14 protein-coding genes are annotated in these 11,936 nt (G+C 68.6%); 6 read left to right on the top strand and 8 right to left on the bottom strand.

Annotated elements, in window-relative coordinates:
* Positions 1-730, top strand: a 730-nt coding sequence (cgtA, locus tag QZ332_RS11510) for an Obg family GTPase CgtA (RefSeq protein ID WP_295765519.1), incomplete at its 5' end; no start/stop codon positions are given.
* Between the two features lie 161 nt (positions 731-891).
* On the opposite strand, the gene QZ332_RS11505 is transcribed toward cgtA, so the two are convergent.
* The 5 genes from QZ332_RS11505 to QZ332_RS11485 all read right to left on the bottom strand — a co-directional run bounded on the left by QZ332_RS11505 (position 892) and on the right by QZ332_RS11485 (position 4,581).
* Positions 892-1,503 carry a chromate transporter gene (locus QZ332_RS11505; RefSeq protein WP_295765517.1) on the bottom strand — a complete coding sequence of 204 codons (612 nt, stop codon included), beginning with the start codon at positions 1,501-1,503 and terminating at the stop codon, positions 892-894.
* Positions 1,500-2,042, bottom strand: coding sequence for a chromate transporter (locus QZ332_RS11500; RefSeq protein ID WP_295765522.1), 543 nt, complete (start codon positions 2,040-2,042; stop codon positions 1,500-1,502). The genes QZ332_RS11505 and QZ332_RS11500 overlap by 4 nt, the downstream gene beginning before the upstream one ends.
* 92 nt (positions 2,043-2,134) lie before the next feature.
* On the bottom strand, positions 2,135-3,136 hold the full coding sequence (locus tag QZ332_RS11495) for a biotin--[acetyl-CoA-carboxylase] ligase (RefSeq protein ID WP_295765516.1): 1,002 nt from the start codon (positions 3,134-3,136) through the stop codon (positions 2,135-2,137).
* A gap of 103 nt (positions 3,137-3,239) precedes the next feature.
* Complete coding sequence (gene trxA, locus QZ332_RS11490; protein WP_295765514.1) at positions 3,240-3,557, bottom strand: thioredoxin; 318 nt, start codon at positions 3,555-3,557, stop codon at positions 3,240-3,242.
* A 190-nt stretch (positions 3,558-3,747) separates the two neighbouring features.
* The gene (locus QZ332_RS11485; protein ID WP_295765512.1) at positions 3,748-4,581 is read right to left on the bottom strand and encodes an NAD(P)/FAD-dependent oxidoreductase; all 834 of its coding nucleotides are present in this window, start codon (positions 4,579-4,581) and stop codon (positions 3,748-3,750) included.
* Positions 4,582-4,953: 372 nt separating this feature from the next.
* On the opposite strand from QZ332_RS11485, the gene rpe reads away from it, so the two are divergent.
* On the top strand, positions 4,954-5,607 hold the full coding sequence (gene rpe / locus QZ332_RS11480; protein ID WP_295765510.1) for a ribulose-phosphate 3-epimerase: 654 nt from the start codon (positions 4,954-4,956) through the stop codon (positions 5,605-5,607).
* 248 nt (positions 5,608-5,855) lie between these two features.
* On the opposite strand, the gene QZ332_RS11475 is transcribed toward rpe, so the two are convergent.
* Positions 5,856-6,110: a hypothetical protein gene (locus tag QZ332_RS11475; RefSeq protein WP_295765507.1), complete on the bottom strand. Its 255-nt coding sequence runs from the start codon at positions 6,108-6,110 to the stop codon at positions 5,856-5,858.
* A gap of 88 nt (positions 6,111-6,198) precedes the next feature.
* On the opposite strand from QZ332_RS11475, the gene QZ332_RS11470 reads away from it, so the two are divergent.
* The 3 genes from QZ332_RS11470 to recR are packed head-to-tail and all read left to right on the top strand — an operon-like array spanning position 6,199 to position 7,323.
* A complete protein-coding gene (locus tag QZ332_RS11470; protein WP_295765505.1) occupies positions 6,199-6,429 on the top strand; it encodes a helix-turn-helix domain-containing protein in 231 nt (76 codons plus the stop codon).
* Between the two features lie 57 nt (positions 6,430-6,486).
* Entirely contained in the window at positions 6,487-6,717 is a 231-nt protein-coding gene (locus QZ332_RS11465) for a helix-turn-helix domain-containing protein (RefSeq protein ID WP_295765504.1), read from the top strand.
* A 6-nt stretch (positions 6,718-6,723) separates the two neighbouring features.
* Positions 6,724-7,323 (top strand): recombination mediator RecR, encoded by a 600-nt coding sequence (gene recR / locus QZ332_RS11460; protein WP_295765502.1) that lies wholly within the window; start codon positions 6,724-6,726, stop codon positions 7,321-7,323.
* A 135-nt stretch (positions 7,324-7,458) separates the two neighbouring features.
* Here the strand turns inward: recR and QZ332_RS11455 are convergent, their stop codons facing one another.
* Positions 7,459-10,536, bottom strand: coding sequence for a phosphodiester glycosidase family protein (locus QZ332_RS11455; RefSeq protein WP_295765500.1), 3,078 nt, complete (start codon positions 10,534-10,536; stop codon positions 7,459-7,461).
* Positions 10,537-10,714: 178 nt separating this feature from the next.
* Here QZ332_RS11455 and QZ332_RS11450 point away from each other — a divergent pair, with 178 nt between their 5' ends.
* The gene (locus QZ332_RS11450; RefSeq protein WP_295765498.1) at positions 10,715-10,894 is read left to right on the top strand and encodes a ferredoxin; all 180 of its coding nucleotides are present in this window, start codon (positions 10,715-10,717) and stop codon (positions 10,892-10,894) included.
* A 202-nt stretch (positions 10,895-11,096) separates the two neighbouring features.
* On the opposite strand, the gene QZ332_RS11445 is transcribed toward QZ332_RS11450, so the two are convergent.
* Positions 11,097-11,936: helix-hairpin-helix domain-containing protein (locus QZ332_RS11445; protein ID WP_295765496.1), on the bottom strand; the 840-nt coding region annotated here is incomplete at its 5' end.

Below are 11,936 nucleotides of genomic sequence, written 5' to 3'. Positions count from 1 at the left end.
GCCCAAGATCGCCAACTACCACTTCACCACCCTGTTCCCCAACCTGGGCGTGGTGTGGGTGGACGAGGGCGTCAGCTTCGTCATGGCGGACATCCCCGGCATCATCGAGGGGGCCAGCGAGGGGGCGGGCCTGGGCCACGACTTCCTGCGGCACATCGACCGCTGCCGCCTGCTGGTCCATGTGGTGGACGTCTCCGGGAGCGAGGGCCGGGACCCCGCGGCGGACTTCGACGCCATCAACGAGGAGCTGGCGCGCTACAGCCCGGACCTGGCGGCGCGGCCGCAGATCGTGGCCGCCAACAAGACGGACATCATGGCCTCTCCCGAGGCGCTGGAGGCCCTCCGGGCCCATGTGGAGGCGCTGGGCTATCCCCTCTTCGAGATCTCCGCCGCCGCCCACAAGGGCACGCGGGAGCTGGTGGAGGGCATCGCGGAGCGGCTGTCGGTCCTGCCGCCGGTGACGGTGTACGAGCCGGAGTACGTGCCCAGGGCGCCCAAGGTGGACGCGGACACGCCCCTGGACATCCAGCACGAGGGGGGCGTGTGGCTCGTGGAGGGCCCCTGGCTGCGGCGGATCATGGCCAACGTCAATTTCGGCGACTACGAGAGCCGGATGTGGTTCGACCGCACCCTCCGGGACGCGGGCGTGTTCCGGCGCTTGGAGGAGATGGGCATCCAGGACGGGGACACCGTGTCCATGGACGGCTTCGAGTTCGAGTATCAGAGATGATGGAACGAGAGGGACCCAGGAAGGGTTCCTTTCGTTTTCAATAAATAAGTTTTCAGGCCTTATTTAAAAGTCCTGAAAACTTGCTCAGGCTGTCGAAAAGACTTTTTCGACGGCCTGGAACAAGAGGGACCCAGGAAGGGCCCCTCTCGTTTTTCCGTCTGTCACGCCCCGGCGAAGCCGAAGACCACGCCCACCACGGCCGAGAGGCCGATGAACACGATGGGGTGGAGCCCTTTCACCTTCGGGACCCAGTTGGTCAGGACCAGCAGCACCGCCGCCAGCAGCAGGCCCGGCACGTCGAACAGCCCTCCGGCGCCCACCAGGATGTCGCTCTTCACGAAGCTCCCCTCCGCGGCGGCGATCTGGATGCTGGTCAGCACCTCCAGGATCACCGCCACGCAGGCCGCGCCGATCAGGCCCGTGGACGCCGGGCGGAGGCCGTAGAAGGCGTGGTCCACGTACTTGTTGTCCCGGAAGCTGTGGAGGACCGCCGCCACGATCAAGATCACGATGATGGAGGGCGTCACCTCGCCGATGGTGGCGACGAGCGCCCCGGGGATCCCCGCCACGGTGAAGCCGACATACGTCGCCATGTTGATGCCGATGGGGCCCGGCGTGGATTCCGACACCGCCAGCATGTTCATCAGGTCGCCGTAGGTGTACCAGCCCGTGGACTCGCCGATGGACTGGAGGAAGGGCAGGGTCGCCATGCCGCCGCCCACGGCGAAGAGGCCGGTCTTGAAAAATTCCCAGTAGAGCTTCCACAAGATCATGACGCCTTCACCTCCAGGCCCTTCAAGAGGATGCCCGCCAGCGCCGCGCCGACGACGAACCACACCGGGGAGACCTTCAAAAACACGCCGCCCAGCAGCACCAGCACGAAGATGACCGCCGTCCGCTTATCCACCACGGACTTCTTCAGCAGCTTGAGCACCGCGTTGAAGATCAGCACGCAGACGCAGACCTGGATGCCGGCGAAGGCGTCCTTCACCCAGCTGAGGTCCGCGAAGTTGGAGATCAGCCCCGCCAGGACGGAGATGATGACCAGGGAGGGGAAGACCACCCCCAGCGTGGCGACGATCCCCCCCGCCATGCCGCCGTACTTCTGGCCGATGAAGGTGGCCGTGTTGACGGCGATGATGCCGGGCGTGCACTGCCCGATGGCGTAGTAATCCGCCAGCTCCTCCTCGGTGGCCCAGTGCTTGGCGTCCACCACCTCCCGTTGGAGGATGGGCAGCATCGCCATGCCGCCGCCGAAGGTCATGACCCCCATCTTGGCGAAGGTCCAGAAGAGCTCCCAGAGCTCCCGCAGTTTGCTTTTCTCGTCCATACAGACCATCTCCTAACATCGTCCTTCCCGGCCCCGGCGGGGGGACCGGCCGCGGAGCGGGGCAGGGATCGCCCTCACTCCGTATAGCCCCAGAGCCCCCGGACCGAGACCTCGCCGGAGCGGACCGTCCGCTCCTCCCCGCCGGCCCCCCGGACGACCAGGCTGAAATCCTCGTCGATGTCCACCGCCTCGGCGGTCTCCCGCCCGCCGGCGAAGGGGATCAGCTGGACCGTCCTGCCCAGGTTCACGCAGTCCCGGCGGTAAGCCGCCAGGTACGCCGAAAGGTCGCCCCCCAGGAGCGCGGCATAGGCCGCGTCCAGCTCCTCCAGCAGCGCCGCCGCCAGCCGGGGCCGGGAGACCGGCTCCCCCAGCTCCTGCAGCAGGGAGGTGGCGACCTCCCGCACCTCCGGGGAGAAGTCCTCCGCCCTTTGGGACACGTTGATCCCGATGCCCAGCACCATGGACTGCAGACGCCCTGTCTCCGCCTCCAGGGAGACCTCCGTCAGGATGCCGCAGAGCTTCTTCCCGTTCAGCACCGGGTCGTTGGGCCATTTCAGCCCCGGCCGGAGGCCGCAGGCCCGCTCCACGGCGGCGCACACCGCCACGCCCGCCAGCGCCGTCATGGGCGGCAGGCGGTCCGGCGGGAGGGCGGGCCGCAGCAGCACGGAGAGGTAGACGCCGGCCCCCTTGGGGGACTGGAAGGAGCGGTCCATCCGCCCCCGGCCCGCCGTCTGGCTGTCGGCGGTGACGGCCAGGCCGTCCGGCGCGTCCGCCTGGGGCAGGGCCTTCAGATAGTCGTTGGTAGAGCCCAGCTCGTCGAAGCAGCGCAGCTCCCGGCCCACGACGGCGGTCCGGCCCAAGAAGCTCCGGATCTCCACCTCCGTCAGCGCGTCCGGCGCGGAGAGCAGACGGTAGCCCAGGCCGGTCCGGGCCTCGATCCCATAGCCCTCCCGCCGCAGCGCGTCCACCGCCTTCCACACGGCCGCGCGGCTGAAGCCCAGGCGGCGGCTCAGCTCCTGGCCGGAGAGGAAGCCCTCCTCTCCCCGCAAGAGCGCCAAAACATCTTCCCGGCTCATAGCATCCCTCCTGTCCAGGAGGATAGTGTAGCACATTTCCCCCGGCCTGTAAATACGGAGGATGCCCGGGATCGGGGGATCCCGGGCATCCTCGCCTCATTCCTCACAGCGCCTTGTCCAGCGTCTCCGAGTAGACCTCCGCCGGATAGGCGCCCACCTTCCGGTCGAACTCCCGGCCCTGCTTCAAAAAGATCACCGTGGGGATGCTCATCACGCCGAAGCGCTCCGCCAGCCGGGGCTCCTCGTCCACGTTGACCTTGGCGACCACGGCCTTGCCCTCGTACCGGGCGGCCAGTTCCTCGATCACCGGGCCCACCATGCGGCAGGGGCCGCACCAGGGCGCCCAGAGATCCACCATCGCCAAAGGGGCCCCGCCGATGACTTCGTCGAATTCCGCGGTCTTCACATGCTTGACTGCCATATCGTTCGTCTCCTTTACTTCCTCGATGTCCTATCTCCCCGCCGCCGCGAAGGCGGCGGCCCGGCCGGCCGAAAAGCCCTTTCGGCCGGCCGGGCGAGCATCCGGGACTTTCAAAAAAGTCCCGGATGCTCCCGATCCGGATCGTGCAGGGGACCCTTTCTGGGTCCCCCGCACATGGCCTTCCTTCCCGTCATCCGGCCCCCCCGCGTCCCTCCGCGGCTCCCGCCGCCGCGAAGGCGGCGGCTTTTTGCCCGGCGACCTGGCCCTCGCCGATGGCCTTGGATATCTGGAGGGGCCCGCCGGTGCAGTCCCCCGCGGCGAAGACGCCGGGGAGGTTCGTGGCCATGGCCCGGTCCACCGCCACATAGCCGCCCTCCAGGGCCAGGCCCGGGAACAGGTCCCCCGGGGCCATGGCGGGCCGCAGGAGGAACACGCCGTCCACCCGCTCCGTCACGCCGCCGGCGGTGACGGACTCCACCTTGTCCCCGCCCTGGATGGAGCATCCCTTCGGCTTGTCGAGGTACACCACCTGACAGCCGATGCCCTCCAGGAAGTCCGCCTCCTGCCGCGCCGAGGGGGCCCAGCCCAGCACGGCGACCCGTTTGCCCCGGTAGAGCATCCCGTCGCAGGTGGCGCAGTAGCTCACGCCCCGGCCCAGCAGCTCCGCCTCGCCGGGGAGCTTCGCCCCCCGGACCGCGCCTGCCGCCAGCACCACGGCCGTCCCCTGGACCAGGTCGCTGCCCACGCCTACGTACCAGCTCCCGCCGGAGCGCATGGCGCTGAGGGCCCGGCCCTCCCGGAACTCCGCCCCGGCGGAGGCCGCGTGGTCCCGGAGGGCCGTCAGCAGCCCCTCCCCAGAGAGGCCGGGGAGGCCCAGGCAGTTGTCCACCGCCTCCGCCCGCCAGAGGGGGTTCTCCTCCAGGGGGTTGGAGACCACCAGGGCGGTCCTCCCGCGGGCCCGGACGTTCAGCGCCGCCGACAGCCCCGCCGGGCCGCCGCCCACGATCACCACATCATACGCCATGCCGCCGCCTCCTTCCTCAAAGTCCGTTCTGATATAGTATATCGCGTTTCGCGGATCTTACCAGATGCGATCGCAACAATTTTCCTGGATGCCCCGCCCCGCGGCAGAAAAATATCCCGGCCCTCGGTTGCTTTTGGGGCGGGATCCTGCTAAACTAAGGGAGGACCGGCCCGCTCGGCGTGTGTCCCAGCGGGCCGGTCCCCTATATTCGAAAAAGCGGCGGCGCCGGACCCAGGGGCGGACGCTGCGCGGAGTTGGGGGCGTCTCGGCCGCTCGAGCTATCCTATGCGCCGCCGTGCGTCCCCGCCACCGGGCCTGGACCCCTCGTCCCGGCCCTCCCGCCGCCGTATCCAAAGAAATGAGGGGCTTTTTATGATCAAGATCGCGCCTTCCATCCTTTCCGCCGATTTCGCGAACCTGGAGCGGGACATCCAGCGCATCGCCTCCGCCGACTACGTCCACGTGGACGTGATGGACGGCGTGTTCGTCCCCAACATCACCATCGGCATCCCGGTGGTGGCGTGCATCCGGCCCACCACGAAGCTGCCCCTGGACGTGCACCTGATGATCGACCGGCCCGTGCGGTACGTGGAGCGCTTCTGCGACGCCGGGGCGGACCTGGTGACGGTCCACGTGGAGGCGGACACGGAGGAGGGGATCCACGCCGCCATCGAGAAGATCCACGCCAAGGGGAAGCGGGCGGGCATCGTCCTGAAGCCCAAGACCCCGGCGGAGGCGGCCCTGCCGTTCCTGGAGGAGGTGGAGCTCATCCTGGTGATGACCGTGGAGCCCGGCTTCGGCGGGCAGTCCTTCATGGCGGACATGATGCCGAAGGTGTCCGCCCTGCGCCGCCTCATCGACGAGAGGCGCCCCGGCTGCGAGCTGGAGGTGGACGGCGGCGTGGCCCCCGGCACCTGCCAGACCTGCATCGACGCGGGGGCCGACGTCCTCGTGGCGGGGAGCGCCGTCTATAAGGCCGACGATATCCCGGCGAGGATCGCGGAGCTCAGAGGGGCACAGCCATGAAGATGGCTGGTCCTTTGCACCCCCCATTTTCTCTTTTTCTGCGGCCCAGAAAAAGAGAAAACGGGCCGTGCACGGTCCAAAAGAGAAAAAGACGCGGGGACGCGCAGGCGGCGCCCCCCGGTCCCAAGGATGTCTCCTGCCCGCGGCGTGGTGCGGGCGGGGGTTTTGGAGCGCGGGGGATCGGCTCCCTCCTCTCCCCGCTCGGCCGCTCACCTCGGCGGGCGGGCAGCCCCTGCGTCTGACGCCTCCTACAGCCGCCCCAGGTCCAGGCCGATGGAGAGGCCCGCCGCGAAGGACGCCTCGTCCTCCAGGAGGCCGACGTCTTTCTCCCGGGACAGCAGGACGTCCAGCGTGCCGCGCTGGCCCTCCGTCAGGGCGGAGCGGAAGGCGGCCCAGCCCTCCTCCAGGCCGTCGACGGCCTGATGGTACCGCGGGGTCTGGAGATAGCGTATGACTTGGGTATCCTGAGCGTGGGAATAGAGGGCATCCATGAAGTTATCCATAATATTCATTCCTTTTGACACGTTCTGTTTGGGATGATTTCAGTATATCCATTCCGTTTGGGACTGTCAAGGGGTATCAGGAGAAAACATGGGGAAATTTTCTGAAAATTTGAAGACCTGCCGGAAGAGGCTTCATGTGAGCCAAGAAGTCGCCGCTGTGAATTGTAAGATCGCGTATACCACTTATCGGCGCTATGAATCGGGGGACCGGGAGCCGGGCCTTTCTACCCTGTGCGCGTTCGCGGACTATTTCGGCGTGACCCTGGACCAGCTGGCGGGCCGTGAGCCCCTGCCGGACACCACCGACGAAGGAGCGTAGAGCGACACGGGATATTTCCCCGCCGTTCGGGACTATCAAGAGGTATCAGGAGAAAACATGGGGAAATTTTCTGAAAATTTGAAGACCTGCCGGAAGAGGCTTCATGTGAGCCAGGAGGTCGTCGCAGTGAATTGTAAGATCGCCTATGGGACGTACCGGCGCTATGAATCGGGGGACCGGGAGCCGTGCCTCTCCACCTTTTGCGCCTTCGCGGACTATTTCGGCGTGACCCTGGATCAGCTGGCGGGCCGTGAGCCTCTGCCAGACACCACCGACGAAGGAGCGTAGGCCGATATGGAATATTTCCCCGCCCCGCTGGAGAAGCTGGTGGAGCAGTTCGCCCGCCTGCCGGGCATCGGCGGCAAGTCCGCCCAGCGGCTGGCCTTCTTCGTCCTGGGGCTGCCGGAGGCCGAGGCCCGGGAGTTCGCCGACGCCATCGTCGACGCCAAGCGCAGCATCACCTGCTGCCCCGTCTGCCAGAACTTCACCAGCGGGGGGCTCTGCCCCATCTGCGCCTCCCCAAAGCGGGACGGCGGCACCGTCTGCGTCGTGGCCGACCCCCGGGACGTGGCCGCGATCGAGCGCAGCCGGGAATACACCGGGCATTACCATGTCCTCCACGGCGTGATCTCCCCCATGAACCGCGTGGGGCCGGACGACCTGTCCATCAAGGCCCTGGTGGAGCGGGTGGCCCAGGGGGAGGTCCGGGAGGTCATCATGGCCACGAACCCCGACACGGAGGGGGAGGCCACGGCGATGTACATCGCCCGGCTGCTGAAGCCCTTCGGCGTCCGGGTGACGCGGCTGGCCTACGGCATCCCCGTGGGGGGGCACCTGGAGTTCGCCGACGAGGCGACCCTGACCCGCGCCCTGGAGGGGCGGAGGGAGATCTGAGGCGGACGGACATATGGACATGAAAAAAGACCTGCCGCGTGAGCGGCAGGTCTTTTTGGTCTGTCGGGGGAGACACGGCGCCGGCAGGGGAGGAGCGTATCGCGAAGGGGGCCCGGGAGGGCCCCCTCTCGTGTTTCACAGCAGGGTGTACAGGATCTTCGCCATCTGCCCCCGGGTGATGCTGGACTGGGGGCGGAAGGTCCCGTCGGCATAGCCGCCCAGGATGCCCTGGGAGACCATGGTGCGGACGTAGAACGAGGCGTAGGCGGGGATCGAAGCCGCGTCCGTGAAGGACAGCTCCGGCGCGGCGTAGCCCTTTTGCTGGGAGCGGCCGATCATGGCCGCCGCCTGGGCGCGGGTCAGGCTGCCGCTGGGGTCGAAGCAGGGCGCCCCGTCCTTGGTCGTGCCGGTGACGATGCCCTCTTTATAGAGCGCCTTGACCGCCGGCAGGGCCTCCACGGGGATGGAGCCCAGGTCCGCGAAGGGCAGGGACACGTCCACGTACCCCACCGGATCGAGCTTCAGGGCATTGTAGAGCATCACGGTGAACTGGAGGCGGGTGAGCCTCTCGTCGGGGCGGAAGGTGCCGTCCTCGTAGCCCAGGGAGATGCCGTTGTCATACAGGAAGTCGCAGTAGTCCGCGCCCCAGTAGTCCGCCGTGTCGGTGAAGCGCCGCTCCGCGGCGGCGGCGGGGATGTCCACCGAGGTCCGGCCGATGTTGCCGGAGGCGTCCCTGGCGGTGACGGTGATCCGCAGGGCCCCGTGGGCCCCGCCGGGATCGGCGGCGGGGACGACGCGGAAGCGGCCGGTGGAGGCGTCGTAGCCCTCGTCATAGGCCGCGCCGTTGCAGGCGATCGTCACGGCGGAGGCCGGGAGGATGCCGTCCACGGCGTCGGTGACGGTCCCGGTGACGGCCCATCCCTCCGGGTCGAGCTCCGCTAAGATCTGGGGCGGGGCGTTGTCCACGATGCCGTCGAAGGTGGCGGTGAGCTGGTCGAGGTAGATGACGCCATTGCCGGAGCCGGTCACCTCCAGTCCCCGGATGGTCATGGGGGTGGGCAGGCCGGTGAGGGAGACCTGCTTCCAGCCGGAGACGTCCAGCGTGGTCAGGGGCAGGGACTGGACCTCGCCCTCGCCGACGCTGTAGAGCAGGGACAGGGCGTTGCCGGAGCCGTTGCTGTCCACCCAGAGGGTCAGCCCGGTGTAGGGCGCGTCCAGGACGGCGGGCTGCGCGGTGGCGTACCAGCGGGCGGGGCCCTCGGTGAGGTCGTATGCCAGCCTGCCGGAGGCCCGGCCCATGCGGACGTAGTTCCCGTCCCGGGAGAGGCTGAAGTCGGCGTGCTCGCCGGAGCCCCGGAAGATGGTGCTCCCGCCCTCGAAGTCCTCCAGGACCTCCAGATGGCGGACGGCGACGGTGACGTCGATGGAGGCGCTCTGGTCCCCGGCGGAGACGGTGATCCGCCCCGTGCCCAGGGCCTCGGCCTGGAACAGGCCGTTTTGGTCGATGGTACCGATGTCCCCCTCCAGGGCCCAGGAGAAGGCCGCCGGATCCGCCTTCAGCGGGAGGTGGCGCCAGGCGGCGGAGCCGTGGAGCTGGACGGAGTCGCCGGGGGACGCCTCCAGGGAGGCGATGATGGCGTCCTGGGCGTCCCGGACCGCCACGGCGTCCGGGGTGCTGACGGCGTGGACCACGGTGCTGCCCCAGCCCCCGCCGCCCTCGGCGGTGACGGTGATGTCCCCGCCCTCCAGGGGCGTGGCCAGCACGTCCCCGACCAGGTCCCCGGCGGAGGCGGAGAGCTCGTAAGGCCGGTCCATGGGGATGTAGTTCGTGTCGATGGCGGCGGCGGAGATGGACACGCTGCTGCCCGCCAGGACGTAGGGGTGGTCCGCGCTGACATGGAAGTGGTCCAGCTCGCCGCTGGGACGGCTGTCGGCCACCAGGAAGATCTGGTTGGACACGGAGCGTCCCGCCGGATCGGAGGGCCGGTTCACCGTCTGGGCGGCGTGGTCCGTGGGCTTGGTGACGGTCAGGGTGGTGGACCCGCCGCCGTCCAGGCAGAGGGCGTCGGCACAGCCCAGCTCGATGAGCCGCCGGGCCACCTGGTCCATGGTGGCGCCGATGGAATGGCCGGGCCTGCGGCCGTCGATGGTGTAGAAGACCAGGCTGCCGTCATACCGCTGGCCCACGGCGGTGCGGGGCGCGGCCCCGTTGGTCAGGCCGGAGCTCACCGCCCCGTCCTCCACCAGGGAGTACAGGCTGCCCACGGCGTACTGGACGTCGGTCCAGCCGGGATCGGCGGGGTCGAGGGACAGGGTCAGCACCGTGCCCGCGGGGATGGAGCGCAGGGCCGACAGCGTCTCCTCCCCGGCCTTGGCATTGGCGCTGAGGACCAGGTGGCCGGGGCCCAGGGGGGTGGGGTCCTTCTCCCCCGTCTCGGCGATGCGCTCCACCAGCAGCGAGGTGGTCCCGCCCAGGGCCAGATCCCCCTCCTGGATGGTGCAGACCACGTCCACGCCGGGCTGGGTGCAGCCGGTGGTATGGGCGGCGTTGAAATCGTATGTATAGAGGAAGATGCCGGATTCCGTCCGGGCCTTGTTGAGGGCGGCGGGCCGCAGGGATTTCTCGGTCATGAGGCCCGTGCCGTCATAGAGGGGCATGCCCAGCTCGTCCAGCAGGGGGGCCCCGGTCTCGTCCAGCAGGGGCAGGCCGGTGCCGTCCTGGGCGGTGTAGCGGATGGTCATGGCGACGCTGGGCTTGCCCAGGATGGCGGTGCCGTCGGCGCGGAAGCCGATGGCGTGGAAGCCCGCGTCGCTGGAACGGAGGCGCCCCTCGGTGACGACGATGCCGATGGGCAGGCCGTTGTTCACGTTGTAGAAATCGCCGTTGATCCCGGCGACGACCCGGTGCCCCTGCGCTTCCAGCGCCTGGGCGGCGGTGGAGACGGAGGTCCGGTCCGTGAGGACGCCGCCGTAAGTCACGATGGGGGTCACGGCGTCGTTGGGCGTATAGGTGATGAGGTTCTCGGTCCGGTAGTCCGAGCTGACCGTGCTCCAAAAGACGTTGGTGGAGAGCTGGGTCTGCCGGTTCAGCAGGGTCTCCGCCGAGATCAGGTCGTCCCCCATGGCGGGGGAGGCCAGGGCCGGGACCGTCAGGGCGGCCAGCAGGGCCAGGGCCAGGGACAGGGAGAGCGCTCTGGGGAAGATTCGTTTCATAAGGGTCCTCCATCTGGCAGAAAAGGTGATCGAACATCTCCCACCATAGCACAAACCGGCTGGAAAGTAAATGACAGATCGTGAACAAGATCCGGAAGCGCCCCCGGTTTTTCCCAGGGTGGACAGATCCGCCCGGATGGGGTATCATGGAGGGGAGCCAGGAAGGAGGGGATCGTCCATGATCGTCACGGTGGACGCGGAGCGCTGCATCGCCTGCGGTATGTGCGCCTATGCCGCGCCGGGGGTCTTCCGCATCGTCGGGAGCGCCTCCGCCGTCATCGCCCAGCCGGAGGGGGAGGAGGCCCGGGTCCGGGATGCCGCCAACGGCTGCCCGGTCAACGCCATCCGGGTATCATGACGCCCGGGTGGCTCAGCCTGCCGAAAGCGTTCTTTCGGCAGGCTGAGCATGTCTCCAGGGCCCCTTGAAGTCCTGGGGCTTTGGATGCAGATCGTGCGGGGGGCCCTCCCGGGCCTCCCGCGTTTTTCGACGGACAGACGAAAGGGGCCCCGGAGGGGCCCCTTCTCAGCGGTCTCTTATCTGCGACGGCCTTTGGAAGCGGTCACTTCGCCTGCTTCATGGACAGGGAGATCCGCTTCTTCTTCGCGTCCACCTCCAGGACCCGCACCTCCACCACGTCGCCCACGGAGACCACCTCCGAAGGATGGCGGACCCGGCGGTCCGCCACCTGGGAGATGTGGACCAGCCCGTCCTGGTGGACGCCGATGTCCACGAAGGCCCCGAAATCGATGACGTTGCGCACCGTGCCGGTCAGGACCATGCCGGGCCGCAGGTCCTCCATCTCCAGCACGTCCGTGCGCAGCACCGGCTTCGGCAGGTCGTCCCGGATGTCCCGGCCCGGCTTCAAAAGCTCCGACACCACGTCCCGCAGCGTCGGCACGCCCACGCCCGCCTCCGCCGCCGCCCGCTCCTCGCCGTAGGCGGCCACTTGGGCGGGCAGGTCCTGGAGCTTCCCCGCCTTCACGTCCGCCAGGCTGTGGCCCGTCAGCGCCAGCAGCTTCTCCGCCGCCGCGTAGCTCTCCGGGTGCACGGCGGTATCGTCCAACACGGAGGCGCTCCCCGGCACCCGGAGGAAGCCCGCGCACTGCTGGAACGCCTTCGGCCCCAGCTTGGGGACCTTCAAGATCTGTTTGCGGGAGGTGAAGGGGCCGTTGGCCTCCCGGTAGGCCACGAGGTTCTTCGCCGTGGCCACCGTCAGGCCCGACACCCGCTGGAGCAGGGAGGGCGAGGCCGTGTTCACGTCCACGCCCACGGCGTTCACGCAGTCCTCCACCACGCCGTCCAGCGCCTCGCTCAGGCGCTTGGGGGGACAGTCGTGCTGGTACTGCCCCACGCCGATGGCCTTGGGGTCGATCTTCACCAGCTCCGCCAGGGGGTCCTG

The organism is uncultured Oscillibacter sp., from assembly GCF_910584465.1.
In the GTDB taxonomy this organism is placed as follows: domain Bacteria; phylum Bacillota; class Clostridia; order Oscillospirales; family Oscillospiraceae; genus Oscillibacter.
Note: the sequence above shows the minus strand (reverse complement) of the source record. Positions and strands in the feature narration are given on the sequence as shown.